This is a genomic window from Streptomyces sp. NPDC043896 (assembly GCF_056435605.1).
The window spans coordinates 69458-95938 of record NZ_JBWKEE010000030.1; the positions used below are offsets into that span (position 1 = coordinate 69458).

General features: G+C 73.6%; 20 protein-coding genes. 9 read left to right on the forward strand and 11 right to left on the reverse strand.

The genetic code is table 11. The features are described from left to right. Positions 1 to 4: 4 nt before the first annotated feature. Entirely contained in the window at positions 5 to 364 is a 360-nt protein-coding gene (locus tag AC069X_RS33040) for a hypothetical protein (protein ID WP_478734474.1), read from the forward strand. Between the two features lie 28 nt (positions 365 to 392). Here AC069X_RS33040 and AC069X_RS33045 read toward each other — a convergent pair whose 3' ends face one another. The 6 genes from AC069X_RS33045 to mdlC are packed head-to-tail and all read right to left on the reverse strand — an operon-like array spanning position 393 to position 8327. Then, positions 393 to 602, reverse strand: a complete 210-nt coding sequence (locus AC069X_RS33045) for a hypothetical protein (protein ID WP_478734476.1) — start codon at positions 600 to 602, stop codon at positions 393 to 395. Then, the gene (locus AC069X_RS33050; protein ID WP_478734478.1) at positions 599 to 2518 is read right to left on the reverse strand and encodes a peroxidase family protein; all 1920 of its coding nucleotides are present in this window, start codon (positions 2516 to 2518) and stop codon (positions 599 to 601) included. Before AC069X_RS33050 ends, AC069X_RS33045 begins: the two co-directional genes overlap by 4 nt. A 9-nt stretch (positions 2519 to 2527) precedes the next feature. After that, entirely contained in the window at positions 2528 to 3892 is a 1365-nt protein-coding gene (locus AC069X_RS33055) for an alpha/beta fold hydrolase (RefSeq protein WP_478734480.1), read from the reverse strand. Between the two features lie 12 nt (positions 3893 to 3904). After that, positions 3905 to 5257: a cytochrome P450 gene (locus AC069X_RS33060; RefSeq protein WP_478734482.1), complete on the reverse strand. Its 1353-nt coding sequence runs from the start codon at positions 5255 to 5257 to the stop codon at positions 3905 to 3907. After that, positions 5254 to 6669: an FAD-binding oxidoreductase gene (locus AC069X_RS33065; RefSeq protein ID WP_478734483.1), complete on the reverse strand. Its 1416-nt coding sequence runs from the start codon at positions 6667 to 6669 to the stop codon at positions 5254 to 5256. The genes AC069X_RS33060 and AC069X_RS33065 overlap by 4 nt, the downstream gene beginning before the upstream one ends. A 47-nt stretch (positions 6670 to 6716) precedes the next feature. Continuing rightward, the gene (gene mdlC / locus AC069X_RS33070) at positions 6717 to 8327 is read right to left on the reverse strand and encodes a benzoylformate decarboxylase (RefSeq protein WP_478734485.1); all 1611 of its coding nucleotides are present in this window, start codon (positions 8325 to 8327) and stop codon (positions 6717 to 6719) included. Positions 8328 to 8598: 271 nt separating this feature from the next. On the opposite strand from mdlC, the gene AC069X_RS33075 reads away from it, so the two are divergent. From AC069X_RS33075 to AC069X_RS33105, 7 genes are all read left to right on the forward strand, one after another. After that, complete coding sequence (locus AC069X_RS33075; protein WP_478734487.1) at positions 8599 to 9933, forward strand: ABC transporter substrate-binding protein; 1335 nt, start codon at positions 8599 to 8601, stop codon at positions 9931 to 9933. Continuing rightward, positions 9930 to 10916, forward strand: a complete 987-nt coding sequence (locus AC069X_RS33080) for a carbohydrate ABC transporter permease (RefSeq protein WP_478734489.1) — start codon at positions 9930 to 9932, stop codon at positions 10914 to 10916. The genes AC069X_RS33075 and AC069X_RS33080 overlap by 4 nt, the downstream gene beginning before the upstream one ends. Next, entirely contained in the window at positions 10913 to 11782 is an 870-nt protein-coding gene (locus tag AC069X_RS33085) for a carbohydrate ABC transporter permease (RefSeq protein ID WP_478734491.1), read from the forward strand. Before AC069X_RS33080 ends, AC069X_RS33085 begins: the two co-directional genes overlap by 4 nt. A 51-nt stretch (positions 11783 to 11833) precedes the next feature. Continuing rightward, positions 11834 to 14857, forward strand: coding sequence for an alpha-mannosidase (locus AC069X_RS33090; protein WP_478734493.1), 3024 nt, complete (start codon positions 11834 to 11836; stop codon positions 14855 to 14857). A 123-nt stretch (positions 14858 to 14980) separates the two neighbouring features. Beyond that, positions 14981 to 15574 carry a DinB family protein gene (locus tag AC069X_RS33095; RefSeq protein ID WP_478734495.1) on the forward strand — a complete coding sequence of 198 codons (594 nt, stop codon included), beginning with the start codon at positions 14981 to 14983 and terminating at the stop codon, positions 15572 to 15574. A gap of 219 nt (positions 15575 to 15793) precedes the next feature. Further along, positions 15794 to 17818 carry an oxidoreductase gene (locus AC069X_RS33100; protein WP_478734497.1) on the forward strand — a complete coding sequence of 675 codons (2025 nt, stop codon included), beginning with the start codon at positions 15794 to 15796 and terminating at the stop codon, positions 17816 to 17818. A gap of 201 nt (positions 17819 to 18019) precedes the next feature. Then, entirely contained in the window at positions 18020 to 18433 is a 414-nt protein-coding gene (locus AC069X_RS33105; protein ID WP_478734499.1) for a PaaI family thioesterase, read from the forward strand. Between the two features lie 37 nt (positions 18434 to 18470). Here AC069X_RS33105 and AC069X_RS33110 read toward each other — a convergent pair whose 3' ends face one another. The 5 genes from AC069X_RS33110 to AC069X_RS33130 all read right to left on the reverse strand — a co-directional run bounded on the left by AC069X_RS33110 (position 18471) and on the right by AC069X_RS33130 (position 24475). Beyond that, positions 18471 to 20030 (reverse strand): alpha/beta hydrolase, encoded by a 1560-nt coding sequence (locus AC069X_RS33110; protein WP_478734517.1) that lies wholly within the window; start codon positions 20028 to 20030, stop codon positions 18471 to 18473. A 213-nt stretch (positions 20031 to 20243) separates the two neighbouring features. Further along, on the reverse strand, positions 20244 to 20723 hold the full coding sequence (locus AC069X_RS33115) for a hypothetical protein (RefSeq protein ID WP_478734500.1): 480 nt from the start codon (positions 20721 to 20723) through the stop codon (positions 20244 to 20246). 105 nt (positions 20724 to 20828) lie between these two features. After that, positions 20829 to 21893, reverse strand: a complete 1065-nt coding sequence (locus AC069X_RS33120; RefSeq protein WP_478734519.1) for an SCO0930 family lipoprotein — start codon at positions 21891 to 21893, stop codon at positions 20829 to 20831. 153 nt (positions 21894 to 22046) lie between these two features. Continuing rightward, a complete protein-coding gene (locus AC069X_RS33125; RefSeq protein WP_478734502.1) occupies positions 22047 to 23498 on the reverse strand; it encodes an NADH-ubiquinone oxidoreductase-F iron-sulfur binding region domain-containing protein in 1452 nt (483 codons plus the stop codon). Then, the gene (locus tag AC069X_RS33130; RefSeq protein ID WP_478734504.1) at positions 23495 to 24475 is read right to left on the reverse strand and encodes a hypothetical protein; all 981 of its coding nucleotides are present in this window, start codon (positions 24473 to 24475) and stop codon (positions 23495 to 23497) included. Before AC069X_RS33130 ends, AC069X_RS33125 begins: the two co-directional genes overlap by 4 nt. A gap of 455 nt (positions 24476 to 24930) precedes the next feature. Between AC069X_RS33130 and AC069X_RS33135 the strand changes: the two genes are divergently transcribed. Further along, on the forward strand, positions 24931 to 26283 hold the full coding sequence (locus AC069X_RS33135; RefSeq protein WP_478734506.1) for a PucR family transcriptional regulator: 1353 nt from the start codon (positions 24931 to 24933) through the stop codon (positions 26281 to 26283). Positions 26284 to 26481 lie beyond the last annotated feature (198 nt).

Here is a 26481-nt window from a genome sequence, read left to right on the forward strand (position 1 = left end):
AGCCATGGCTCAGCGCAAGGGTTGTCTCATCGGGTGCGGTATCGCGCTGGTGCTGGGGGTGGGGCTCGTCGTGGCGCTGTTCTTCGGGGCGTCCAAGGTCCTGGAGGTGGCGGACAAGACCCTCCTCGACCCGAAGGTCTACGAGGACTTGCGCGTCGGCGACGCCGAGGGCGAGGTCCGCGCCAAGCTGCCCTCCGGCGAAAGCTTCGTCAAGGACGCCCTCAAGGGCGGCGGTCCGGCCGAGCCCGCCGGCAGCGTCTGCGCCTGGTACCTCTCCGCCGGCGAGGGGCAGACCGAGGACGTGCTCCGCTTCTGCTTCAAGGACGGCAAGCTCGCGGAGAAGGCCCAGTACCGCATGAAGTAGCGGCGGGACCGGGCCTTCCCCCGCGCCGCTACTCCCGGCCGTCGAGCCGGGCGGCGGAGCGCGCCAGCCCGTCGGCGGCCGTGACGCAGCGCCGGGCCAGCTCGTCGACGCGGGCCCGGAAGGCGTCGGCCTGCGGGCCCCGCCACTCCAGGTCGTCACAGGCGCCGCGCAGCCGGTCCGCCCGCGCGCGCAGGGCCGCGGCGTGGCTGCGCAGACCGTCGGCGGGGTGCCCCGTCACGACTGCTCCTTCCAGGGGGCGAAGGCGTTGGTCACTCCGGCCAGGGCCGGCGCCAGCTCGGGGTGGTGCCGCAGCAGGACCGTGACCATCGAGTTCCGGTCGATCCAGCGCAGCCCCTCCGGCGTGTACACCTCCGGCCGGTAGTCGGTGGTGAAGAACCGGTCGCTCTTGATGCGGCGGGTGGCCATCAGCACGAACACCCGGAACAGGGTGTCGCTGAACCCGAAGCCCGCCGGGCGGGGTTCGGCCAGGTTCCCGACCAGCGTGTCGACCCGGTCGAGGCGGCCGTCGTACAGCTCCCGCAGCAGCGGGGTGTCGCCCGGGTGGCCGCCGGTGAGCTCCTCGAAGGAGGTCACCGGCCGCTTGCGCAGCGTCCGCCGCTGGGCGTTGTAGCGGGGGATGCCGCGCTCGCGGTCGCGCAGGATGTCGACCGTCCCGAGGTCGATGTGCTCGCCGGAGAGCCGCTTCAGGTTGCGCAGCGCGTCCGGGTGGTTGTGCAGGACCAGCGCCCCCGGGTGCGAGACGCCGAAGGTGTAGAACAGGTCGCTCATCCCGTAGGCCTCGACCGAGGTGCGCGTGGTCGCGCCCTGCATGTCGTCGAAGCCGACGACCTCGCGCCGCGCCCCGCGCCGGTGGTCGCGGACGGTGATCTCGTCGGGGATCAGCGGGTGCAGCCGGTACGCCGAGACGAACTCCTCCGTCATGGAGAAGGGTGCCGCGTGGTGGTCGGTGGCGGAGCCGCGGGATCCGCTGAGGGCCTCGCCGCCGATGCGGCCGAAGGTCCTGGTGACCCAGCGGGGCAGCAGCCCGTTCCAGTTGGCGCGCATCGCCTGGTGGACCACCGGGTGGTCGAGGATGCCCGGCGTCCACTCCACGGTGTGGATCTTCGCCATGAGGGCGGTGTTCACCAGCCGCGCCGTGTGGAAGAGCCGCTCGTCGTCCCAGGTGGGGTGGTGCGAACGGACCAGGTCGCAGATGGAGTTGTGCTCCTTGGCGAAGAGCGTGTGCAGCAGCGACAGCCCGGTCCAGTAGTCGCTGTTCATGCCGGTGGCGTCGAGGCAGTCCATGCCGGGCCGCGGATCGGCCGGCAGTCGCCCGCCGTCCAGGATCAGATGGCCGTGCTCACCGGTGCGCAGGGAACGGCAGCGGGCCTCGTCCGAGCCGTAGATCTGCGAGCCGTCCCACCAGTGGGTGACGGTGTTCTCGTACGTCGGCGGGACGTCGGGGGTGGTGTGCGCGACCGGGTCGGGCCGGGTGCGGTTCACCCGCATCGGGCAGGTGCCGCCCTGCTCGGCCCAGTCGTCGTCGGCGGCCAGCGGGACCGTGAAGGGCTCGGCCTCCTCGTTGTCCCCGTGGTTGGCCCAGCCGTGGTTCTGGAACTGGATCCACGCGGCGGCCAGCAGGTTCAGCGTGGGCGCGGGGGTGAAGCCGCGCCGGGCCAGCAGCTGCCGGCTGACCTCGCGGGGACTGGGCGCCATCAGCACCTCGTCCTCGTCCGGATACGCCAGGTGCAGCGGGGTGTTGCGGTCCAGGCGGGTGCCCACCCGGCCCATGTCCTCGTCGTACGGGTCGTAGCCCGAGCCGTCGTACGAACGGTACGGCGCGAGGTTCCCGGTGGGGCGCCGGTCGCGCTCGCCGCCCGCGCCGAAGGTGTCGTGCAGGTTGTGGCGGCGCAGGTCCTCGCGGATCACGGAGAGGTTCAGCAGGCCGAGCGGGCCGGGCAGTTCGTACCACTCTCGGGTGCGGTTGATCCGGGCGAACGCCGCCGACTCCAGCCGCTCCAGCAGCCCGGGCGGGCCGTACGGCTGCGGAGGCGCGGGCGGCGCCGGCCGCTGCGGGCGGGAGGTCTGGGCGGGCAGCCCCGGCGCGGCCGGCGCCGTATCCGTGGGGGGAGTGTGGGAGTCGGTGTCGGTCATGCGGGGTCCTCAGCGGTCGTGGAGGGTGAAGAGGTGCGTGCCGGTGACCCGGCCGCGGAAGGCGGCGAGCTCGGAGTCGACGTGCGTGCGCGCGTGGGGGACGTCGTGTTCGAGGTTGTGCGCGTACCGCTCGGCGGCGTGGCACAGCGGGAAGGCGTGGGTGTCGTCGGTCCAGGTGAACTCGGTGAACTGTTTGGGCAGTTCGTACGGAGACACCGACGAGCGGCCTTCCAGGCTCGGCACGATGTCGTGCTCGTTGACCAGCGAGACCACCCGGGTGCGCGGATCCGCGGCCCGCTTCTGGTCGATGGGCGAACCGATCGCGACGACGTGCGTCACCGTGTACAGCGCGTTGAAGTCGCGGCTCGCCGCCAGGTTCATCGCCGTGATCCCGCCCTGGCTGTGGCCGACCAGCGCGACCTGCGCCCCGGAGGGGACGAGCCGGCGCAGGGCCCGTACCACCGCACGGGTGTACGTGGTGTCGATGGAGCCCACCGCGTCGATGCCGCCCAGCAGGTCCTGCGGGCTCTCCTGGTTGAAACTCGGCCCCATCCCGGCCAGTTGGACGACGTAGCGCCGCTCCCCGTCCGGTCCGGCGACCTGCTGGACGAGGAGCAGGCCCCGGGTGCCGATCCGGCCGATGTTGCGTACGTAGCCGACGATCGTGCCCGAGGTGTCGATGCTGCCCAGCAGCGCGGCCGAGGGGGTGTGCGGTTCGGCCCGGCCCTTGCCCCGGTTCAGGAAGGCCCACACCGAGCTGCTGACCCCGACGAAGTAGTCCGAGGTCAGCGGCCGGCCCGTGGCGATCTGCCAGCCGGCGGTGTCGTTGAAGGGGTTCTCGTCGGTCAGCGCGTTCCAGGCCATGATGTCCGTGAAGGACGGCGCCAGCAGCGCGAGCGCGTACTCCGCGCCCTTCTCGGTCAGCAGGCCCCTGAACAGCCGTACCGCCTCGGCCTGGCGGTCCTCGTCGATGGCGCGCAGCACCCGCGAGGTGGTCGGGTTGTCGAGGAGTTCGGGGTGGCGCACGGCGGCGGCCCGGATGCGTGCCTTGAGGCCGGTGACGGCGAGGCTCACGGCCAGGCTCTCCCGGCTGGTGAGCACCCCCGCCAGCCACAGGGCCCCGGCGAGCGGGGCGTTGCCCTGCGGGGACCAGCCCAGACCCTTCGGGTCCGTCAGGGTGCGCAGCAGCTCGCGCTGCGCGGAACGGGCCCGGCGCGGCCCGGCCGCCGCCAGCGGCAGCCGGGAGCCCAGCGCGACCCGGGAGGCGTACCGGGCGGCGTCGCGCACCGCGTCGGCGGCTTCGGCGAGCTCGCGGCAGACGTGGTGCAGTGAGGCGATGTCCGGCTGGGTGACGGACGGTTCGGCTTCGGTCATGGCGGCGTCCTCCTACAGCCGGCCGAGGCGCAGCCGGATGGCGGTCGTGTCGACCATCCCCGGCAGCGGCCGTCCCGGGTCGAGCACCGGACGGGCCCCGGTGAGGCGGTGGCCGCGCAGCACCTCGGCGCAGACCTGGGAGGTCAGCAGCAGGGCGACGTACTCGCCCGGGCAGCGGGCGCCGCCGTGGCTGAAGGGGCCCATGCGGGTGTCGCTCTGCGCGTCCGGGACCAGCCAGCGGCCCGGCGCGAAGAGGTTCGCGCCGTCGACCTGCTCGGGGTCGCGCTGGTGGAACCCGATCGGGACCAGCACGTCGGTGCCCGCCGGGTAGCGCACCCCGCCCCACTCGGTCTCGGTACGGGTCACCCGTACGAGGTCGGACACGAGCGGGTAGAGCCGCACCGACTCCTCCAGGCAGGCCCGCAGCCTCGGCAGCCCGGGAACGCGGTCGGCGGCCTCGGCGTGGGCGGCCTCCTGCTCGGCCGGGTGGTGGGCGAGCAGCAGCAGGGTGCGGGCGACGACGGGGGTGGCGAGGTCGATGCCCAGCAGCCAGTGGTGGGTCTGGCCGAGCGGGTCGGTGCCCTCCGGGGAGGGCACGGCCAGCGCGCGGGCCGCCAGGGTGTGCGGGGGCGCTTCGGCCGCGTACCGGGTGACCCGGGCCTCGATCCTGGCGTAGAGGGCCTTGGCCGCCTCGGGCTTGCTGCGGCCCATCCAGTTGGCCTGCCGGCGCAGGGCGGCGAGCCAGTCGGAGAGCTCCTGGTCGTCGGAGGCCTGGTCGCCGAAGACCACCCGCCGGGAGATCCGGGTCATGGTCTTCCACAGCAGCGGGAAGTCCACGACCGTGCGGGAGGTGAGCCGCCGGCACTCCTCCTCGACGACGGTCCGGAACTCCTCGCAGGAGGGGTGCACCGGCCGGTCGGCGGCGAGGGCGTGGTCGTTGACCCGGCGGCGGTCCTCGCGGACCGGGCCGTGCGAGCAGATCACGCCGGTGGGCTCGAAGACGGACAGGGTCTTGTACTTGTCGTCCGCGTCCATGGCGAGGTCCGAGACCGGCTCCGCGAAGAACCGCCGGATGTCGGCCTGGTCGAACAGGACGAGCACCTGGCCGGAGATCCCGCGCACCATGACGGGCGCGCCGCGGTGCCGGGCCCGCATCGCCCGCAGGGTCGCGCTCGACCAGGCGGACTGGTTGACGCGGGAGTACAGCGCCAGCACCGCGAAGCGGGGGTCGATGACCCCGCGGGCAACCGCCGGCAGGGTGTGGGTGGCGGCGAAGCGGACCGTCTCCGCCAGGCCGGCCCGGACCGGGGGAAGGCCGGGGGACGGGTCGCGCGTGATGTCCGGGACGTCGGTGGACTGGGTCATGCCGTGACCACCTTGCCGGGGTTCAGCAGGTTCTTCGGGTCGAAGAGCCGCTTGAGGCCGCGCTGGAGCTCCAGCGAGACCGGTCCCAGCTCGCGCTCCAGCCACTCCCGCTTGAGGGTGCCGATGCCGTGCTCGCCGGTGGTGGTGCCGCCCAGTTCGAGGCCGGCGGCCATGATGGCGTCGTACGCCTCGTGGGCGCGGCGGAACTCGTCCGCGTCGGACTCGTCGAAGACGACCGTGGGGTGCAGGTTGCCGTCCCCGGCGTGGCCGAGGGTGAAGATCCTCAGGTCGTACCGCCCGGCGATCTCCTCGATCCGCCCGATCAGCGTGGGGAGCGCCGTCCTGGGCACCGCGACGTCCTCGATGAACGCGGTGAGACCGCTGCCCCGGGAGGCCATGTACGCGGCGAGGGCCGGGCTGACCAGCCGGCGCGCCTCGATGATCTCGTACGCCTCCTCGCTGGTGGCGGATCCGGCGATGTGCTCGGCCCCGGCCTCCTTGCAGAGGATCTCCATGGCGGACAGCTCCGACGAGGGGTCGGCGCCGTCGCTCTCCACGATCAGGGTGGCGGCGCTGCTGGCCCGCAGCAGCCGGTGGGTGCCGAGGTCCACGACGGCCTGCGTCGTGGCCCGGTCGAGGAGTTCCAGCGCGGAAGGGGTGTGGCCGGCGGCCGTGATCGCGGCGACGGCGTCCCCGGCGGCGGTCAGGGTCGGGAACTGGGCGAGCAGCGACAGTGCCGGGGGCCGGGCGGGCCGCAGGGCGAGGGTGGCGCCGACGACCACCGCCAGGGTGCCCTCGGAGCCGACGATCAGGCGCGTCAGGTCGTATCCGGCGACGCCCTTGGCGGTGTCCCGGCCGGTGCGCATGCGCCGTCCGTTGGGCAGGACGAGGTCCAGCCCGAGGACGTAGTCTGCGGTGACCCCGTACTTCACGCAGCAGATGCCGCCCGCGCCGGTGGCGATGTTCCCGCCGATGGTGCAGCGGTCCCAGGAGGCCGGGTCCGGCGGGTACGTCAGCCCGTGCTCGGCCACGGCCTCCGCGAGGCGCCGGGTGGTGACGCCGGGCTCGCAGCGCACCAGCCGGTTGGCGGGGTCGACGGACAGGATCCGGTCCATCGCGGCGGTGGACAGCACGACGCAGCCGTCGACGGCGTTGGCGGCGCCGGCCAGGCCCGTACGGGCGCCCTGCGGGACGACGGGGACGTCCAGCGCGTAGGCGGTGCGCATGACGTGCTCGACCTGCTCGGCGGTGCGGGGCACGGCGACCGCGGCGGGGGTGCCGCACTCGGAGAAGGGAGCGGAGTCCCGGGAGTGGGCGGCGAGTTCCGCCGGGTCGGTGAGCAGGGCCTCCGCGGGGAGCGCGGAGCGGAGCCGTTCGAGCAGCAGGGAGGTGGTGTCGCGGGTGAGGGGCATGCCGGCCTTCCGGGGCGGTGCGGTGCGGGGGGACGACTGGGGGTGGGCTACAGGGTCGGGAGCTCGGTGGTCACCGGTACGTCGATGAGCACCGGGCCGTCCTGCTGGAGGGCCGACTCCCGCACGAGCTTGGACAGTTCGCCGAAGCCGGTCGCCCGGTGGGCGCGGACCCCGTAGCCGGTGGCGATCGCGGAGACGTCGAGGCCCGGGATGTCGAGGCCGGGGGCGCCCTGGGCGCGTTCCACCTGGGCGAACCACTGGAGGATCGCGTAGCTCTGGTTGCTCAGGACGACGAAGGTGACCGGGACCTTGTACGCGGCCGCGGTCCACAGCGCCTGCACGGCGTAGTGGGTGGAGCCGTCGCCGATGACGCAGACCACCGGCCGGCCGGGCGCGCCGAGCTGGGCGCCCACGGCCGCCGCCAGGCCGAAGCCGAGACCGCCGCCCGCCGTGAAGAGGAACGAGCCGGGGGTGTCGATGCGGGTGGCGTCGTGGAACTGGCTCAGGTTGGACGGGGATTCGTTGACCCAGAGGGTGTTGTCGGGGGCGCCCTGGGCGATGGCCGTCATCGCGGCGAGCGGGGTCAGCGCCCCGTCGGCCTCCTCGGCGGACGCGGCCCGCTCGATCCGGGCCGCCGGGGCCGCGGTCTCCCGTACGGGCAGTTCCGCGAGCAGGGCCCGTACCGTCAGGGCGAGGTCGGCGACCAGCGCGTCCCCGACGGGGGCGCGGGCGGCCTCGTCGGCGTCGCGGGTCAGCTGCACCAGCTCGGTGCCCTCGGGCAGGTAGGCGCCCGGGACGTACGGGTAGTAGCAGAACACCGGCGCGCCGATGACCAGGACCAGGTCGTGGCCCTCCAGGCAGCGGGACAGCGGTGCGATGGCCGGGGGCAGCATCCCCCGGTACTGCGGGTGGGACTTGGGGAAGGCCACCCGGCCCTCGGTGGGCGCCGACCACACGGGCAGGCCGGTGCGCTCGGCCAGTTCCACGACGGCGTCCCAGGCCCCGGCGGCGTCCACGTCGTTGCCGGCGACGAGGACGGCGCTGCGGGCACCGGCCAGCCGGGCGGCCAGCTCCCGGACCGCCTCGGCGGAGGGGGCGGCGGCGTGTGTCACCCGGCGGGCCGCGGTCCGCTGGGCGGCCCGGTCGTCGGCCTCGTCGAGGACCACGTCGAAGTCGTCCATCGGCAGGGAGACGAACACCGGCCCCTGCGGAGGGGTTTCGGCGATCTGCACGGCCCGGGCCAGGGCGGGGGCGACGTCCGCCGCGCGCGGGGGCTCGTACGCCCACTTCACGGCGGGCTGCGGCAGCAGGGTGGACTGAGGGTTGGTGAGCAGCGCCTCCATGGTGAGCATGGAGCGGACCTGCTGGCCGGCGGTGACGACCATGGGGGTGCGGTTGGCGCGGGCATTGAGGATGGCGCCCATCGCGTTGCCCGTGCCCGGACCGGTGTGCAGGTTGACCAGGCCGGTGGTGCCGGAGGCGAGGGCGAAGCCGTCCGCCATGCCGACGACCACGGCCTCCTGGAGCCCCAGTACGTAGCGGAAGTCGTCGGGGAACTGCTTGAGCATGGGCAGTTCGGTCGATCCGGGGTTGCCGAAGACCGTGGTCATCCCACGGGCTCGAAGGACGTCGAGGACCGACTCGCGGACCGTGCGCATGGGGGTTCCTTCGCGGATCAGACGGAAGCGGTGGGTGATCAATCCATCACATTGCGTTGATCAAGGCAAAATCCATGATCCGTTCGGGTCGGACGCCGGAGAAGCCCTGGCGACCGCCCGTTCCGCGTGCTACCGGAGCCCCCGGGCCGGGCGGGGAGACGAACCGCTTCAGGCCAACGGCGCACAGGCCTCGTTGACGGCCCCGGGCACCGGCGCCAGCGTGGGAGCGCCCTCCGGCAGCGGAGCCGGAACCTCCCCGAAGGCGGCGACGATGACGCGTTCCCCCGTGACCCGCACGGCCCTCGCCGCACTGGCGGCCGCCGGACTCCTGACGGCGACCGCGTGCGGTCTGAGCGGAGGCGGCGTTGACGCCGCGGAGGCCCGCAGAACCGGCGAGGTCTCCGGCGAGATCGGCTTCCGGACCCTCCAGCTGAAGCCCAGGTACACCGCGTACGTCCAGGGCGTTATCGACTCCTTCGAGGCCAAGTACCCCGAGGTGAAGGTGAAATGGGAGGACGTCCCCGGCGACGGCTACAACGAGAAGCTCGTCGCCGACGCCCAGGCCGGGGCCCTGCCCGACGTGGTCAACCTCTCCACCGACTCCTTCCAGCTGCTCGGCGACCGCGGCATGCTCGCCGACGTGTCCCGGCTCGACGGCCAGGTCGCCGCCGAGTACGTGCCGGGCGCCTGGGAGCAGTTCAAACTGCCCGGCAAGGGCGACGGCGTGTACGCCTACCCCTGGTACGTGACCCCCGAGATCCTCACCTACAACAAGGACCTCTTCGCGAAGGCCGGCCTGGACCCCGACAAGCCGCCCGTCACAGTCGAGCAGTTCTTCGACTACGCCGAACAGATCGCCGCGCGTTCCGGCGGCGAGTACGCCGCCTTCATGGCCGATCCCAAGGGTCGGCTGCCCGGCGACTGGCAGAAGATGGGCGTCCCGCTGCTCAACGGCGCACGGGACCGGTTCACCTTCGACACGGACCGGGCCGTCGCCTGGGTCGAGCGGATGAAGGACCTCTACGCCAAGGGCGCCATGCCCAGGGAGTCCCTCCTGAAGTCCGACGACATCAACCAGCTCTACGGCGCCGGGAAGCTCGTCTTCGGCCCCGGCTCCCCGGGTTTCGTCAGGGACATCAGGCAGAACGCCCCCCAGGTCTACGAACGCACCGGCGTCGCCGGCGCCGTCACCGGCAGGCTCGGCCACATCGGCATCTACGCCCAGTCCCTCGGCATCCGCAAGGACACCCGGCATCCGGACGCGGCGGCCGAGTTCGCCAAATGGGTCACCAACGGCCCCAACCAGGTGGAGTTCTCGAAGAACGCCACGATCTACCCCTCGAACGCCCGGGGCCTGGCCGACCCCCGCTTCGCCGACCGCGGCGACGGCAAGGACGCCGAGACCCTGGCCCGGGCCATCGGAGCCGAACAGCTGAAGACGGCGGACCTCGACGCCAACACCCCCGTCCAGTGGACCAGCCAGGTCGGCGACGCGGTGGTGCGGGAGGTGCAGAAGGCCATCCAGGGCGAACAGGACGCCCGCGTGGCGGTGCGCAAGGCACAGGAGGAGGCCAACCGGCTGCTGGCCGCCGGGACGCGCAAGTGACCGCTCCCGCCCCGGCGGCCGCCGCCGCGCACCCCGCCGCGCCGGCCGGCCGGCGGGAGCGGAAGCGCAGGCGCCGGGCGGGACGGGCCATGGAGGCCGACACTGGCCTGGTCCACCGCAGGTGGTGGACCCCCTACCTGTTCCTCGCCCCCGGCCTGCTGATGGTGGCCCTGTTCAGCCTCTGGCCCTTCCTCAACACCGTCGTCCTGTCCTTCACCGACGCCCGGATCCTCAGCGGAGGCTCCTTCGTCGGCTTCGGCAACTACACCCGGGCCCTCGCCGACCCGGACTTCTGGACCGCCACCGGCAACAGCGTGCTGTACCTGCTGGTCGTCGTCCCCTGCCTGGTGCTCCTGCCCCTGGCCCTCGCGGTGCTCGTCCGTACGAAGGTCCCCGGGATCGGCCTCTTCCGCTCCGCCTTCTACACCCCGGTGATCGCCTCGGCCGTCGTCGTCGGCCTGATCTGGCAGTGGGTGCTGCGCAGCGACGGACTCGTCAACACCGTCTTCCGGGCGCTCGGGCTGGTCTCCGAGCCGGTCCCCTTCCTCACCGACAGCACGCTGCTGCTGTTCTCCGCCATGCTCGTGACCGTCTGGAAGGGCCTCGGCTACTACATGGTGTTCTACCTGGCGGCCCTCGGGAACGTCCCCGCCTCCCTCCACGAGGCCGCCGCCCTCGACGGCGCCGGCCCCGTACGCCGCTTCTTCAGCATCACCGTCCCCCAGGTGAAGCCGATGATGCTGCTCGTCGGCACCCTCTCCGCGATCTCCGCGCTGCGCGTCTTCACCGAGATCTACATCCTCGGCGGCGAGAGCGGCGGCCCCGGCGGCGGCGCCCGCACCCTGCCCTTCCTCATCCGGCAGGTCGGCCTCGGCTTCGCCGGGGAGACCGGCTACGCCTGCGCCATCTCCCTGCTGCTGTTCCTGCTGACGCTGGCCTTCAGCCTGCTGGGCCACCGGCTGTCGAAGGGGGACGTGGTGTGAACGCCACCGGCACCGCACCGGGACGCCGCCGGAGCGGACGCGGCCGCGGGCGCCGCCGGACCGGCCTCGCCGCCCGGTACGCCGTGCTCCTGCTGACGCTCGTGCTGATGCTCGGGCCGATCGTCTGGCAGTTCCTCACCTCGGTCCGCGGCCGCACCGAGAACGTCTACGACGGGCTGCTGCCCTCGCGGCCCACCCTGGAGAACTACCTCCGGGTCGCCGAGTCCTTCCCCCTCGCCCAGTACGTCGGCAACACCCTCGTGGTGGCGCTGCTCGCGGTCGCCTCCAACACGCTGTTCGCCGCGATGGGCGGCTACGCGCTGTCCCGGGCCTCCTGGAAGGGGCGCAAGACCGTCTTCACCGTCCTGGTGGCGACCCTGATGTTCCCCTTCGAGTCCGTGATGATCTCGATGTTCCTCACGGTCCGCGGAATGGGCCTGGTCGACACCCTCGTCGGGGTGTGGCTGCCCGGCGCGGTCTCCGTCCTCAACATCATGATCATGCGGGCGGCCTTCCTCGCCGTCCCCAAGGAGATCGAGGAGGCCGCCGTGCTCGACGGCGCGGGGGAGTGGACCCGCTTCACCCGGGTCTTCCTCCCGGGTGCCCGGGGCGCCCTCGCCGTCGTCTGCATCACCAGCTTCATGGGCGCCTGGGACGACTTCCTCTGGCCCCTGCTCGTCCTCACCGACAGCGAGCACTACACCCTCCAGCTCGGCCTGAAGACCCTGGCCGGCGCCACCACGACCAGCGACCAGCGGATCGTCGCGGCCGGCGCGATGGCCGCGCTCGTCCCGATGATGCTGCTCTTCCTCGCCCTCCAGCGTTTCTTCTTCAAGGGAGTGGGCGAGGGGGCCGTCAAGACCTGACCCCGACCGTCCGCCGCCCACGCCGCCGTACGACCTCCTGGAGCCGCCGTCATGCACGACGACCGCAGCATCACCGAACACCGCCTCCGCCGGGTCCTCAGGGAGCGCATCCGGCCCGCCGTCCACTCCCGCCCCGTCCCCCTCACCGTCGAGCGCTGGGAGGCCCCCGGCGAACCGGTCCCGGTCGCCGAGGCGCTGGCCGCCCCGTACGGGCCGTGCGCGGCGGGCGACGCCTGGGGCCCGGCCTGGGGCACCACCTGGTTCAAGGTCACCGGCGCCGTACCCGCCGACTGGGCGGGCCGCACCGTCGAGGCCGTGCTCGACCTCGGCTTCGACCGGATGATGCCCGGCTTCCAGTGCGAGGGACTGGTCCACCGGGCCGACGGCAGCGAGGTCAAGGCCCTCAACCCGTACAACGACTGGGTGCGCGTCGCCGACTCCGCGGCGGGCGGCGAACGCGTCGAGTGGTACGTCGAGGCGGCCTCCAACCCGGTCCTCGTCGAGCACGCCCCCACCCGCGAGGGCGACCGGCTCACCAGCGGGGACCGGCCGCTCTACCGGATCGCCCGGATGGACCTCACCGTCTTCGAGCCCGAGGTCTGGGAGCTCGTACAGGACCTGGAGGTGCTGTACGACCTGATGACCCAGCTCGGCGAGGACGACGCGCGGCGCTACGCGATCCTGCGCGCCGTCGACTCCGCCCTCGACGAGGTCGACCTCGGCGACGTGGCCGGTACGGCCGCCGCCGCCCGCGCCCGCCTCACCGGGGTGCTGGCCTCGCCGGCGCACGCCTCCGCGCACCGGATCAGCGCCGTCGGCCACTCCCACATCGACTCGGCCTGGCTGTGGCCGCTGCGCGAGACCGTCCGCAAGGTGGCGCGCACCACCTCCAACATGGTCGCCCTCATGGACGAGCACCCCGAGTTCGTCTTCGCCATGTCGCAGGCCCAGCAGCTCGACTGGATCAAGACCCACCGGCCGGAACTCTTCGAACGGGTCAAGAAGAAGATCGCGGACGGGCAGTTCGTGCCGGTCGGCGGCATGTGGGTGGAGTCCGACACCAACATGGTCGGCGGCGAGGCCATGGCCCGCCAGTTCCTCTACGGCAAGAAGTTCTTCCTGGACGAGTTCGGCATCGAGACCAGGAACGTCTGGCTGCCCGACTCCTTCGGCTACACCGCCGCGCTGCCCCAGATCGTCCGGCTGGCCGGCAACCAGTGGTTCCTGACCCAGAAGATCTGCTGGTCCCAGGTCAACGAGTTCCCCCACCACACCTTCTGGTGGGAGGGCATCGACGGCACCCGCGTCTTCACGCACTTCCCGCCCGTCGACACCTACAACAGCGACCTCGGCGGCGCCCAGCTGGCCCACGCCGCCCGCAACTACCGCGAGAAAGGCCGGGGTTCACGCTCGCTCGTCCCCTTCGGCTGGGGCGACGGCGGGGGCGGCCCCACCCGCGAGATGCTGGCCCGGGCCAGGCGGCAGCGGGACCTCGAAGGCTCCCCGCGCGTGGAGGTCGAGCGGCCCGACGCCTTCTTCGAGAAGGCCCGCGCCGAGTACGAGGACGCGCCCGTCTGGGCCGGCGAGCTCTACCTCGAACTCCACCGCGGCACCTACACCTCCCAGGCCCGCACCAAGCAGGGCAACCGGCGCAGCGAGTCGCTGCTGCGCGAGGCCGAGCTCTGGTCGGCGACGGCCGCCGTCCGCGTCCCGGGCTTCGGCTACCCGTACGAGGAGCTGGAGCGGATCTGGAAGACCGTCCTGCTGCACCAGTTCCACGACATCCTGCCCGGCTCCTCCATCGCCTGGGTGCACCGCGAGGCCCGCGCCACCTACGAGACGGTGCGCGAGGAGCTCACCGCCCTCACCCTGGCGGCCCAGAGCGCCCTCGCGGGCCCGGGTGAGGAGGAACTGGTCTTCAACTGCGCCCCCCACGAGCGGCACGGCGTCCCGGCCGGCGGGGCGGGCCGCGCCCGGGCGGCCGAGCAGCCGGTCACGGTGGAGGAACGGCACGGCGGCGGACACGTCCTGGCCAACGGGCGGCTGCTCGTGGAGATCGACGGGCGCGGCCTGATCGTCTCCGCGTACGACCTGGAGGGGAGCCGCGAGGCCCTCGCCCCGGGCGGCGCGGCGAACCTGCTCCAGATCCATCCCGACTTCCCGAACATGTGGGACGCCTGGGACATCGACGCCTTCTACCGCAACAAGGTCACCGACCTCACCGCCCTCGACTCCCTGGAGGTCACCGAGCGGGAACGCGCCTCCTGCACCGTCACCGTCACCCGCTCCTTCGGCTCGTCCGCCGTCACCCAGGCGGTCACGCTGCGGGCCGGGGCCAAGACCGTGGACATCACCACCGACGTGGACTGGCACGAGACGGAGAAGTTCCTCAAGGCCGCCTTCCCGCTCGACGTCAAGGCCGAACGGACCGCTTCCGAGACCCAGTTCGGTCACGTCCACCGTGCCACCCACACCAACACCTCCTGGGAGGCGGCCAAGTTCGAGATCTGCGCCCATCGCTGGATCCACGCCGGGGAACCCGGCTGGGGCGTGGCGCTGCTCAACGACTCCACGTACGGCCACGACGTCACCCGGCAGGTCCGCGACGACGGCGGCCAGACCACCACCGTCCGGCTCTCCCTGCTGCGCGCCCCCCGCTACCCCGACCCGGAGACCGACCAGGGCCGCCACACCCTGCGGTACTCCCTCGCGCCCGGCGCCGGCATCGGCGACGCGGTGCGCGAGGGGCACGCCTTCAACCTGCCCGAACGCCTCCTGCGCGGCGCGGGGCCGGTCGCCCCGCTGCTGGCCGTCGACAACGACGCGGTGGTGGTGGAGGCGGTCAAGCTGGCGGAGGACCGAGGCGGGGACGTGGTCGTGCGGCTCTACGAATCCCGCGGAGGCCGTGCGAGGGCGGTCCTGACACCCGGCTTCGCGGTCGCCGGGGCGGTGGAGAGCGACCTCCTGGAGCGCCCGCTGGCCGGCTCGGCGGTCGCCGCCCCGGCCCCGGACGGCTCGGTGGCCCTGACGCTGCGCCCGTTCCAGATCGTCACGGTCCGCCTGCGCCGCGGCTGAGCCCGCCGGCCCCGGCGGGGCGGGGGGACGCCCGGCCCCCAGGGGGTGTCCGGGCGCCTCCCCCCGCCCGGGCGGCGGGTAACCCGCAAGACGCCGGGGGCCGTTGGTGCCAGACTCGGCCGCATGAAGACCGATGATCCCAAGGACGACCTGCACCGTTACCTCGACGCGGCCCGCGAGGCCCTGCTCTGGAAGGTGGAGGGACTGTCCGAGTACGACGTCCGCCGCCCCCTGACACCGACGGGCACCAACCTCCTCGGCCTCGTCAAACACCTCGCCGGCGTCGAGCTCGGGTACTTCGGCCCGACCTTCGGCCGCCCGCACGGCGAGTCCTACCCCTGGCACGACGACGACGCCGAGCCCGACGCCGACATGTGGGCGACCGCCGACGAGTCGCGCGAGGACGTGCTCGGCCTCTACGAACGCGCCCGCGCCCACGCCGACGCGACGATCGGGGCGCTGCCGCTCGACGCCCGGGGCCACGTCGCGTGGTGGGGCGAGAACGGCGACGTGAGCCTCCAGCGGGTCATGCTGCACGTGACGGCCGAGACGCACCGGCACGCGGGCCACGCCGACATCGTCCGGGAGCTGATCGACGGCAAGGCCGGGATGCGGGCGGGCAACGACAACATGGCCGGCGGCGACGAGGCCTGGTACCGGGACCACCGGGGCCGGGTGGAGGCGTCCGCGAGGGAGGCACAGGCCAGGCGGGGCTGAGCCCGGCCCGGCAGCCCGGCCCGCCGTCCCCGCCCCGTGGCCGCAGGGGCACGGCGGGCCCCCGGAGGACGTGAACTGTGCCACAGGCCGGGGCGGCGGGGCCCGGGGTTGCGGGAGTCCGGGGCGGGGGGCGCGGGACCGGGTTTTGCACTTAGTTGCAAAACCTGGTGCGCCTCGCTAGAACAGGTTCACCACCCCCCGCGCGAGGAGGCGCCCCTCATGAGTTCCCAGAGCCGGTACCCGAACCTGCTGAGCCCCCTGGACCTCGGTTTCACCACCCTGGCGAACCGCGTGATCATGGGGTCGATGCACACCGGCCTCGAAGAGCACGCACACGGCTTCGAGCGCCTGGCCGCCTTCTACGCCGAGCGCGCCCGCGGCGGCGCCGGCCTGATCGTCACCGGCGGCATCTCGCCCAACGACGCCGGACGCCCCTTCGAGGGCGGCTCCCGCCTCACCACCGAGGACGAGGCCGCCGAGCACCGGGTGATCACCGACGCGGTGCACGCCGAAGGCGGGAAGATCGCGATGCAGATCCTCCACTTCGGCCGCTACGCCTACCACAAGGACCTCGTCGCCCCCAGCGCGATCCAGGCCCCCATCAGCCCCTTCGTCCCGAACGAGCTCACCGACGCCGAGGTCGAGGGCACGATCGAGGAATTCGTCCGCGCCGCCCGCCTCGCCAAGCTCGCCGGCTACGACGGCGTCGAGATCATGGGCTCCGAGGGCTACCTGATCAACGAGTTCATCGCCGCCGCCACCAACCGGCGCACCGACCGCTGGGGCGGCGCGTACGAGAACCGCGTGCGCTTCCCGCTGGAGATCGTCCGGCGCACCCGCGCCGCCGTCGGCGACGACTTCATCCTGATCTACCGGCTCTCCATGCTGGACCTGGTCCCCGGCGGTTCCACCCTCGACGAGGTCGTGCACCTCGCCAAGGAGATCGAGGCGGCCGGCGCCACCATCATCAACACCGGCATCGGCTGGCACGAGGCCCGCATCCCCACGATCGCCACCTCCGTCCCGCGCGGTGCCTACACCTGGGTCACCAAGCGGCTGATGGGCGCGGTGAGCGTGCCGCTCGTCACCAGCAACCGCATCAACACCCCCGAGAAGGCCGAGGAGATCCTCGCCGACGGCCGCGCGGACCTGGTCTCCCTCGCCCGCCCCTTCCTCGCCGACGCCGACTTCGTCGCCAAGGCCGCCGCCGGGCGCTCCGAGACCATCAACACCTGCATCGGCTGCAACCAGGCCTGCCTCGACCACACCTTCAGCGGCAAGATCACCAGCTGCCTGGTCAACCCGCGCGCCTGCCACGAGACCGAGCTCGTGCTCTCGCCCACCCGCACGAAGAAGCGCGTCGCGGTCGTCGGCGCCGGCCCGGCCGGCCTCGCCTGCGCGGTCACCGCCGCCGAACGCGGCCACGCCGTCACCCTCTTCGAGGCCTCCGGCCACATCGGCGGCCAGCTCGACGTGGCCCGCCGCATCCCCGGCAAGGAGGAGTTCGAGGAGACGATCCGCTACTTCGGCACCCAGCTCACCGCCCGCGCCGTCGACGTCCGCCTGGACACCCGCGCCGACGTGGACGCCCTGCGCGGCTACGACGAGGTCGTCGTCGCCACCGGCGTCACCCCCCGCACCCCCGCCATCGAGGGCGTCGACCGGGACAACGTCGTCAGCTACCTCGACGTGCTGCGCGACGCCGCGCCCGTCGGACGGCGCGTGGCCGTCGTCGGCGCCGGCGGCATCGGCTTCGACGTCGCCGAGTACCTCACCGACAGCGGTGAGGGCGCCGCCCAGGACCCCGAGGTCTACTTCCGCCACTGGGGCGTCGACACCGCCTACACCGGCCCGGGCGGCCTCACCGCCCCCGAGCGGCCCGCGTCCCCCCGCCAGGTGACCCTGCTCCAGCGCAAGACCACCAAGGTCGGCGCCGGCCTCGGCACCACCACCGGCTGGATCCACCGCGCCGAGCTCAAGCACCGCGGGGTCGTCTCCGTCGCCGGGGCCACCTACGAGCGCATCGACGACGAGGGCCTGCACATCACCGTCGGCGGCGAACCGCAGCTCGTGCCCGCCGACACGGTCGTCCTGTGCACCGGCCAGGAGCCGCGCCGCGACCTGTACGAGGCGCTGCGCGCCGAGGGCGTCGAGGCGCACCTGATCGGCGGCGCCGACGTGGCCGCCGAACTCGACGCCAAGCGCGCCATCCGCCAGGGAACCGAACTGGCGGCCTCCCTCTAGTGCTGTGACCGGAAAGGCTCACCGGGTCGCGGCGCCCGGCACGGCACCTCGCGGCGTTGTCGGACCACGCAGGTACGTCCAGTACGAGCCGTGGCCCTCCGCCTTGCGATGCACCGCACCGGACACCGCGACCCGGCAAACCTTCCCGGCCACAGCACTAGGGAGTTGTGGCGGCTCGCTCCGGGCCGCCACAATCGGCGGGTGACGTTGACACCGGCAGACGCGGACAAGATCCTCTCCGACAACTTCGCCCCCTGGGTGCTCGCCCTCGGCCTCACCGTCGAGGAGACCGGCGAGCGGCACGCCGTGCTGCGGCTGCCCTGGTCCGACGCCCTGGCCCGCGACGGCGGCGGCCTCTCGGGCCAGGCCCTGATGGCCGCCGCCGACACCGCCACCGTCATCGCGATCTCGGCGGCGCGCGGGGCGTACGGTCCGATGACCACCGTCCAGCAGTCGACGAGCTTCCAGCGCCCGGTGACCGGCACCGACGTGCTGATCGACGTACGCGTCACCAAGCTCGGCAAGCGCATGGCCTTCGCCGACGCGACCATGACCCCGGAAGGCGCCGCGGACCCGGCGGCGAAGGCCTCCACGGTCTACGCCCTGCTGGGCTGACCGGGCCGGCCGGACCGACCCGGCCGGCCCGGCGGCGTCAGAAGCGCCTCGGCCCGGCCGGGAACGGCAGCGGCTTCGGCGACGGCAGGACCTCCTGCCGCTGGGCCGGTGCCGGAACCGCCCGGCAGGTCACGTCCCGGGCGGGCAGCCGGCCCGTGACCAGGTAGGAGCTGACCGGCGCGTTGGCGCACGAGTTCGGGTCGGCCAGGTACACCCCGTGGCCCTCGCCGCCCGCCGCGAGGACCATCCGCGAGCCCTTCAGGGACCGGTGCAGGCCCTGCCCGCTCACGAGCGGCGTCTGTGAGTCCCACTCGTTCTGGACGGTCAGCACGTTCGCCCGGGTCTTCATCGGGGTGGCCGCCTCGGCGGGCCGCTGCCAGAAGGCGCACGGCTTGATGTTCGACGCGAAGTCCCCGTACAGCGGGTACCGGGCCTTGTCGCGCGCCGCGTCCCGCGCGTACTGCCCGGGATCGCGCGGCCAGGAGGTGTCCCCGCACAGCACCGACCAGAAGACGGCCGTCCCGTTGTCCGAGGCCGGCTCGGAGCCGCGCAGCACCCTCTTCACGTCCGGCACGGTCAGTCCGGCGGGCTGCGGGGTGCCCTCCGCGGCCGCCTTGAGCGCGGCGACGAGGGGAGCGGCCTGCTGCGGGTAGAAGAACAGGGCGCGTGCCGTGCGGATGTCATCGCCCGTCAGCTTCAGCCCCTGGAACTCGATCGGTTCGCGGTCGGCCCGGGCCACCAGCCCCCAGAACGACGCCGACACCGCCTCCGCGGTCGCCCCGAGCCGGTACTCGGCGTCGCGCTCCGCCGTCCAGCGCGCCCAGCGGGCGAAGGCCGGTTCGGCCTCCGTGGCCCACGCCTGGAGCATCCCGCGCCAGAGCAGCTGCGGGTCGACCCCGCTGTCCAGGACGAAGCGGTCGGTCCGGGACGGGAACAGCTGCGTGTAGACCGCGCCGAGGTAGGTGCCGTACGAGTAGCCCACGTACGAGATCTTCCGCTCGCCGAGGGCCGAGCGGATCGCGTCCATGTCGCGCGCGGTGTTGCGGGTGGTGATGTGCGGGAGGACCGCACCGGCCTTCTCCCGGCACTTGTCCGCGACGGTACGCGCCCAGGCCACGTCGGAGGCGAAGGTCTCCGGGTGGTAGGCGCGTTCGAAGTTCTGCTCGGTTTCGTTCAGCCCGCAGCTGACGGGGCTGCTGGCCCCGACTCCCCGGGGGTCGAAGCCGATCAGGTCGTACCGCTCCCTGACCTCCTTCGGCATGGCCTCGTCCATCATCAGCGGCAGGTCGAGTCCCGGGCCGCCGGGCCCGCCGGGGTTCAGGAGCATGATCCCGTGCCGTTTGGCGGGGTTCGGGCTCTTGATCCTGGATATCGCGAGGTCGAGGGTGGCGCCGCGGGGCCGCTGGTAGTCGAGCGGCACCTTGATGGTCGCGCACTCGTACGCGGCCGGCTGGTCGGGGCCGCACCGGTGCCAGGAGGGCTGCCGCGGCTGGTAGTCCCCGGGAGCGGGGGCGGCGGCGGCCTGGGTGGCGGCGAGCAGGGGCACGGAGGTCGCGAGGAGTCCGGCGGTGGCGAGCAGGGGCGCGAGGCGTTTCATGCGCACGAAGAGCCGTTCCTTTCGGAGAGGGGCGATTCCCTGCACACCTTGGAGGAAACGGGCGGTGCGGCGAATCATCCCTCAGGGCGGCTCTCGTCCCCGTGCGTGCAACTCGCGAATGAGCTGATTTCCGGACAACTGGCCGACGCGCCACGGGCGTTGCACCTGTGGTCCCGGCGGGGCGCGACGGTCGCGCCCCCCCCGGCCGGGAGGTCAGTGGCCGGTGTGTCCGGTGCCGGACTCCAGGGTGCCGCCGAGGCGTTCGCGCAGCGGGGCCAGTGCGTCCGCCGACTGGGCGGTGACCGCCCAGCGGTTCCCCACGAGGTAGACCCCGCCGTACACCCGGGTCTCGGCCAGCCAGGCGCGCAGACCCTTTTCGGTGGTGAAGGTCGTCATGCGGTAGGCGTTCGGCCCGGTCCCGCACGCCCCCTGGCGCAGCTCGTCGGCCTGCGTGCCGATCTCGGCCCGGCAGCCGAGGGCGGCGGCGAGTTCCTCCACGGTCGCGGTCTTCCCGCCGGGCGCTCCCGCGGTGCCGGCGTCCCCCGGGCCGGCCGGGCTTCCCGCGTGAGCCGCGTGGGCCGCCGTACCGCCGGGCGCGGGCGGGGCTCCGGCGCAGCCGCCGGCCAGCAGCGCGCCGCACAGCGCGGCACCGGCCGCGAGGGGGCGGCGGATCCGGCGGTGGGAGGGGGGCATGGTGACCTCGCTGGCTGCTGGGAGGGGGAGGAGAGGGAGGGGTGTGGTGCCCGGCGGGGAGGGAGGGGGGCCGGGCACCACGGCATGAGGGGTGTTCCGGCCGGCTCAGCCGGCCGCCTGCGCCTTCTTCCCCTTGTCGGTGACGGCCCACCACAGGCCCTGCTTGCCCTGCCCGTTGACCTCACCGGGCGCCTTGTCGCCGGTGAACGTGTAGACCGGCCAGCAGTCGATCGTCAATTGCTCCGTTCCGTCGGGCCGCTTCACCGTCCCGACGAGTTTCGGGTCGATTCCGGACACCTGCGTCCTGTCGACGGGCTCGGCCGGCTTCCAGCTGTCCGTGCAGGAATCCACGCAGCCGACCTTCATCGGCCAGGCGCTGTCCTTGTCGAACCGGTACAGGGTCCAGCCCTCCGCGTTCTGCACGATATTGCCGAGCCGGTCGTCCTGCCGCACCGAAAGGGCGACCCCGGCCGCCTTTTCCGCTCCGCTGCCCTTCTCTGTTCCGCCCTTTTCCGTTCCGCCCTTTTCTGCTCCCCCTTCCTTCGCCATTCCCATTCCGTGTCCCGCCATTCCGGGGGCCTTGGCGGCGCCGGCCGCCTTCCCGTCGGGACCCAGGACGTGCCAGGTGCCGCCGACCCCCTCGCCGAGGGCGTCGCCCGCCTTGGTGTCCTTGGCGTAGCGGTACACCGGCCAGCCCCCGACCGTCAGCTGTTTCGTGCCGTCGGCCCGGGTCACCGAGCCGAGCGCGGCCGCGTCGACGCCGGCCCCCGCCGAGGCCTCGTCCGCCGGGACCACCGGCCAGGCCTTGGCGCAGTCTCCCTCGCAGTTGGACTTCGGGGGCTTGGCGGTGTCCTTGTCGAACCGGTAGAGCGTGAACCCCTCGCCGTCGGTGACCCCGGAGCCCACGTTCGCCAGCTCCCGCACCTGGAGCCTGCCGGCCGGGCCGGTCCCGGCGCCGCCCGCCGGAGCGGCACCGGATCCTTCGCCGTATCCCGATCCGGATCCCGCCCCGTATCCCGCACCGCCGTCGGAGCCGTATGCGCCGAGCTGATTCCCGGATCCAGCGGGCTGTACCGCATTCGCCTTCGAGGCGGGTTTGTCGCCCATTCCGCAGCCGGCCGTCAGCAGCAGTACCGCGACCGCCGAACCGGCGAGGATTTCCCGGCGCATTGTCTTCACGATCTCTCCTTGGAACGGGGTCCCGTGGTGCTCTTGCCTGAGTTCATTGATACGGGGAGACCGGTGGCCGGAGCCGATATCCACGGGAATTTGTCAGATCGCGCCAAGAATGAACTCCCGGGCGCTCCCCGCACGTGCGCCCGCTCATTCCTGGATGCGCAGCGCCAGGGCAGGGCAGCGCCGCACCGCCCGCAGCGCCTTGGGCCGCAGCCGGCCCGGCACGGGCATCGAGGCCTCCGCCGGGAAGCCGTCCGCGTCCAGCCGGACGACATCGGGGAGGATGTCCACGCACAGCCCGTGCCCCTTGCACAGGGTCCAGTCCACCACCAGCCGCTCCGGCGGACTCTCGTCCCGCGGCAGCGGCAGCGCCCCCACGACGCGCCGCCCGCAGCCGCTGCCGAGGGCGTGGTCGCGGAACTCGTCGGGGAACGCGGCGAGCGCGGAGGCCACGAAGTGCGAGGTGCCGTCGGGGTGGCTGCACGCGCCGCGGCCCCGGACGGCCCTCAGCCGCGCCTCCACCGCGTCGAGGGCGCCCCGGCCCCCGCCCCGGACGGCGTCCTCCAGTACGTCGGCCAGCGCGGGCAGGCCCCGTACGCAGGGCCCGCACTGCCCGGCGGACTCCTTCGCCATCCACCGCGCCACCCGCGCGACCTCGCCCGCCGGGCAGGTGTCCTCGGGCAGCGGCAGCACCGCCCCCGCCCCCAGCACCGCGCCGAAGGCGGAGAGCGAGCCCCGGGACACGTCCGCCGAGCGGGCGGCCCCGGGCTCCAGCCACCGGCCGTGGTAGCCGCCGACCAGGACGCCCTGGCCGGTACGGGTGCCGCACAGGTCGAGGATGTACGCCAGCGAGGTACCCGTCGGCGTCTCCACCACCGTATGGCCGGCGACGGTCAGCAGCACGGTGCCCGGCTCGGAGGGCAGGCCGGCCGCACGGTAGCCGGGGGCGCCCATCCGGGCGGCGACGGCGAGCTGCGCGTACGTCTCGGTGTTCGACAGCAGGGTCGGCACCCCGCCCAGCCCCCGTTCGCTGGTCCGCACCCGCCGCCCCGACGGCAGCGCCGCCCCGCCGTTGAGCCCGCCCACCATGGCGGTCCCCTCGCCGGTCACGAACCGCTCGGGCAGCCGCGCCACCCGGACCCGGCGGCCGCCCGGCCCCCGCTCGGCGACGGCGTCCCGCACCGAACGCTCCACGTCCGCCCGGGTGACGGCGACCACCACCTCCTCCGCCGCGACCGCGCCGGCGGCCAGCAGGGCTCCGTCGAGCACCAGGTGCGGGGCGTGCAGCAGCAGGGCCTTGTCCTTGAGGCAACTGGGCTCCCCCTCACTGCCGTTGACCACGACGGCCGTCGGCCCCTCCCGCTCCTGCGCGGAGCCGATGACGGCGCGCAGCTTCCGGGCGAAGGGGAAGCCCGCCCCGCCGCGGCCCCGCAGGTCGATGTCGGCGGCCAGGCCGACGAGTTCGTCCGGACCGTAGCGGGGCAGCGGGCCGTGCGCCGCCAGGTGCGCCTCGCGGTCGAGCCGCGGGTCCCGGTCGAGCCCGGCCAGCAGTCGGGGGGTGCCCACGCAGCCGAGGCCGGGGCGTGCCGTACCGCTCACGACCACCGCTCCCCGTCCCGGAGTCGCCCGGAGCGCCGGGCGGTGCCCGGGCTCGCGGCGGCGGCCGCGTAGGGCGCGCGCTCGGGCCTCGGCGGCGCGGCGGCCCCGCCCTTGCCGGAACGCGGCCGCACCAACAGGTCCGCCAGCGGCAGGTCCTGGATGAAGAACGGGCGGACGCGCGAAGGCTGGGCGGGGGTGTCCGCGCCGCTGTTCTGCGGCGCGGACGGCTGCCAGGCGGCTCCGAGCCCGCGCGCCCGGAGCCGGAACACGAGCAGGCCGATGACCCCGGCCAGGCACAGCCCGTACGCGGCCGTCACCCAGGTGTCGGCGGCGCGGCCGGCCTTCAGCCCGTGCAGCAGGGACGCGCCCCACGCCGGGTACGCGCCGATGTGCAGGGCCCGCCACCACAGGGAGCGGCTTTTGGTGGCGAACACACTACGCAGGGCGCCGGAGGCCGCCACGGCCACGAAGAGATATCCGGCCAGGGTGCCCAGGCCGATGACGAAGGGCCGGCGGGAGTCCGCGAACGGCACCACGGCCGCGGCGGCGTCCGCCTGGCTCCCGGCCACCTTGACCCAGACGTGCAGGGCCAGGAAGCCCAGGCCGCCCACGGCGAGGCCCCGGTGCACCCCCTGGGCCAGCAGCCGGTGGCCCGACCCGAGCAACACCCGGTCGGTGGCCACCAGTCCCCACAGGACGGTGCTGGTCAGGCAGACGAGCGAGAGGACGCCCGACCCGTAGTCGAGGAACTCCCACAGGCGGGTCAGGGCGCCCGCGCGGGCCGCCACGAGGAGCGAGACGAGGGCGGCGCCGACGGCGCACAGCGCGCTGGCGCGCAGCCGTCCGGCGGCGGGCAGCAGGGAGGGCCGCCGGACGGCCCGCCGCCCGGCGGCCGGCGCCGAGGCGGCCTCCGCCGCGTGGCGGCTCCTGCGGCGCGCCCTGTGGGAGCGGGGTATGTGCGGCTGGGGGAGGGGCATGCAGTTCTCCTGAGCACCCGGGCTCCGAGCGGTCCACCTGGCGCTCGGCACCCGGGGGTTGGGGGACGGTGACGGCCGGCGGCGAAGTGGAATTCCCGCGCCGGCCGAAGGGCTCGGGGGCCGGAGTGCAGCAGCATCGTGGAGCTACGCAGCATCTCCACAGGATTTATCGAAACGTGATAATTTCTCGCACCGCGTCTACGGCGCATCGAACAACCCCGGAAGATTCCCCTCCAGTGGAGGTCGTGACAGGCCACCGCGTCGCCTGCCATCCATGCGTTCCCGAGGGCAAAAACAAGGCAAACCCGCGGGGCCAAAAGTGGCCGGAACCCTCCAGAAGGGGGCGTGGGGGCTGCAACTCTCTTGACAGAAAGGGTTGTTGGCGAGGCAGACAACCCGGCGGGCCCGTCACCCCTGCACCGGACAGGCCTCATCCCGGCACGAACGAGGAAACGATGTGCGAACTTCTGAACCGCATCTGGTCCCGCCCGCGCGGAGAGTGGACCCGCGTCCTGCGCAGGGAACTCCCCGCGCTGGCCGCGGAGATAGTGGAGGAGCTTCTGCATGGAATTCCGGAATTTTCCGCCCTTGTCGATGACAACGATGCCATCGATGACGATCTGCTCAGGCTGAGGGTGGAGGAAGCCCTTCTTTCCGCCCTCGGCTACCGCGACGCCCCCGACCCGGACGACCGCTGCGCGGACCCCCTGGCCGGACCCGTGGCGACCGCGGCCGGCACCTCCCCCGGGGCCCCGGTCCGTCCCGCGCCCGGCGCCGACGAGGACCGCCACGACGGCCGCCTCGACGACCACCGGGCCGCCGCACGAGAACCGGCGCGCGAGCACGGACGGGACCACGTGCGCGACGCCGCGCGCGAGCACGGACGGGACACCGCCCGCGAGCACGCACGCAACCCCGAGCACGACCACGTACGCAGCTCAGCGCACGACCACGTACGGGACACCGCGCGCGAGCACGTGCGCGAGGCCGCGCACGAGCCGGCCTCGCCGCCCGACCGGGCCCGTCAGGAGCTGTTCCGGGCCCTCACCGACGACCGCACCGCGGCCGAGGGCTCCCTCACCGAACTCGCCGAGGCCGCCCACTGGCCCCTCCCGCCCGCCGTCCGGGCCATCGCGCTGGCCACCCCCGGCGAGACCCAGCAAGTGGCCGCCGTACTCGACGACGCCCTCGCCGGCATGTTCGCGGGCCGGCCCTGCCTGCTGCTCCCCAGCCCCGACCCCGACGCCCGCGCCGCCCTCGAACCCCCGCTGCGGGGCAGGTTCGCGGCCGTCGGCCACGCCGTCCCGCTGCGCGACACCGCCTCCTCGCTGCGCTGGGCGCTGCGGCTGCTCACCCTGACCCCGAACCGCGGCGGCCTGGAAGCCCGGGCCGTCTTCGTCGACGACCACCTCTCGACCCTGCTCCTGCTCCAGGACGAACCCCTCGCCCACGCCCTGGCCGCCCGCTGGCTCCGGCCGCTCGCCGACCTGACCCCGCGCCAGAGCGAACGCCTGGAGGTCACCCTGCTCGCCTGGCTGGAGGGCGGCGGCGCCCCGGAGGCGGCCAAGGCCCTCAGCGTGCACCCGCAGACGGTGCGCTACCGGATGCGGCAGCTGGAGAAGCTCTTCGGGCCGGGACTGCGCGACCCCCGCACCCGCTTCGAGCTGGAGATGGCCCTGCGCAGCCGACGGCTGATGGCCCAGGTACGGCGGCAGAACTCGCGGGCCGGCCGCAGGAACGGACGCGTGGTCACCGCCGACTTCACCCCCCTGGTCGTCGGCCGGATGGCCCGCGTCAACGGACTCTGAACCCCGGCGGCCGTCCGGCCCCCGGCACACGTGAACGGGCGGGGGGGGGGGGGGGGGGAGGGGGGGGGGGGGAGGGGGGGGGGGGGGGGGGTGGGGGGGTGGGGGGGGGGGGGGTGGGGGAGGAGGGGGGGGGGGGGTCTGCGTGGGAAGGGTGGGGTCGGGCTGCTGGGGTCCCGGGAGGAAAACGGCTCCCTACAC

What these genes read in the sequence shown, in the direction of transcription:
- AC069X_RS33135 (WP_478734506.1), top strand. Translation starts at nt 24,931, where the DNA reads ATGTGCGAACTTCTGAACCGCATCTGGTCCCGCCCGCGCGGAGAGTGG.
- AC069X_RS33050 (WP_478734478.1), bottom strand. Translation starts at nt 2,518, where the DNA reads ATGACCGACACCGACTCCCACACTCCCCCCACGGATACGGCGCCGGCC.
- mdlC (WP_478734485.1), bottom strand. Translation starts at nt 8,327, where the DNA reads ATGCGCACGGTCCGCGAGTCGGTCCTCGACGTCCTTCGAGCCCGTGGG.
- AC069X_RS33115 (WP_478734500.1), bottom strand. Translation starts at nt 20,723, where the DNA reads ATGCCCCCCTCCCACCGCCGGATCCGCCGCCCCCTCGCGGCCGGTGCC.
- AC069X_RS33060 (WP_478734482.1), bottom strand. Translation starts at nt 5,257, where the DNA reads ATGACCCAGTCCACCGACGTCCCGGACATCACGCGCGACCCGTCCCCC.
- AC069X_RS33100 (WP_478734497.1), top strand. Translation starts at nt 15,794, where the DNA reads ATGAGTTCCCAGAGCCGGTACCCGAACCTGCTGAGCCCCCTGGACCTC.
- AC069X_RS33040 (WP_478734474.1), top strand. Translation starts at nt 5, where the DNA reads ATGGCTCAGCGCAAGGGTTGTCTCATCGGGTGCGGTATCGCGCTGGTG.
- AC069X_RS33075 (WP_478734487.1), top strand. Translation starts at nt 8,599, where the DNA reads ATGACGCGTTCCCCCGTGACCCGCACGGCCCTCGCCGCACTGGCGGCC.
- AC069X_RS33130 (WP_478734504.1), bottom strand. Translation starts at nt 24,475, where the DNA reads ATGCCCCTCCCCCAGCCGCACATACCCCGCTCCCACAGGGCGCGCCGC.
- AC069X_RS33055 (WP_478734480.1), bottom strand. Translation starts at nt 3,892, where the DNA reads ATGACCGAAGCCGAACCGTCCGTCACCCAGCCGGACATCGCCTCACTG.
- AC069X_RS33065 (WP_478734483.1), bottom strand. Translation starts at nt 6,669, where the DNA reads ATGCCCCTCACCCGCGACACCACCTCCCTGCTGCTCGAACGGCTCCGC.
- AC069X_RS33090 (WP_478734493.1), top strand. Translation starts at nt 11,834, where the DNA reads ATGCACGACGACCGCAGCATCACCGAACACCGCCTCCGCCGGGTCCTC.
- AC069X_RS33120 (WP_478734519.1), bottom strand. Translation starts at nt 21,893, where the DNA reads ATGCGCCGGGAAATCCTCGCCGGTTCGGCGGTCGCGGTACTGCTGCTG.
- AC069X_RS33095 (WP_478734495.1), top strand. Translation starts at nt 14,981, where the DNA reads ATGAAGACCGATGATCCCAAGGACGACCTGCACCGTTACCTCGACGCG.
- AC069X_RS33110 (WP_478734517.1), bottom strand. Translation starts at nt 20,030, where the DNA reads ATGAAACGCCTCGCGCCCCTGCTCGCCACCGCCGGACTCCTCGCGACC.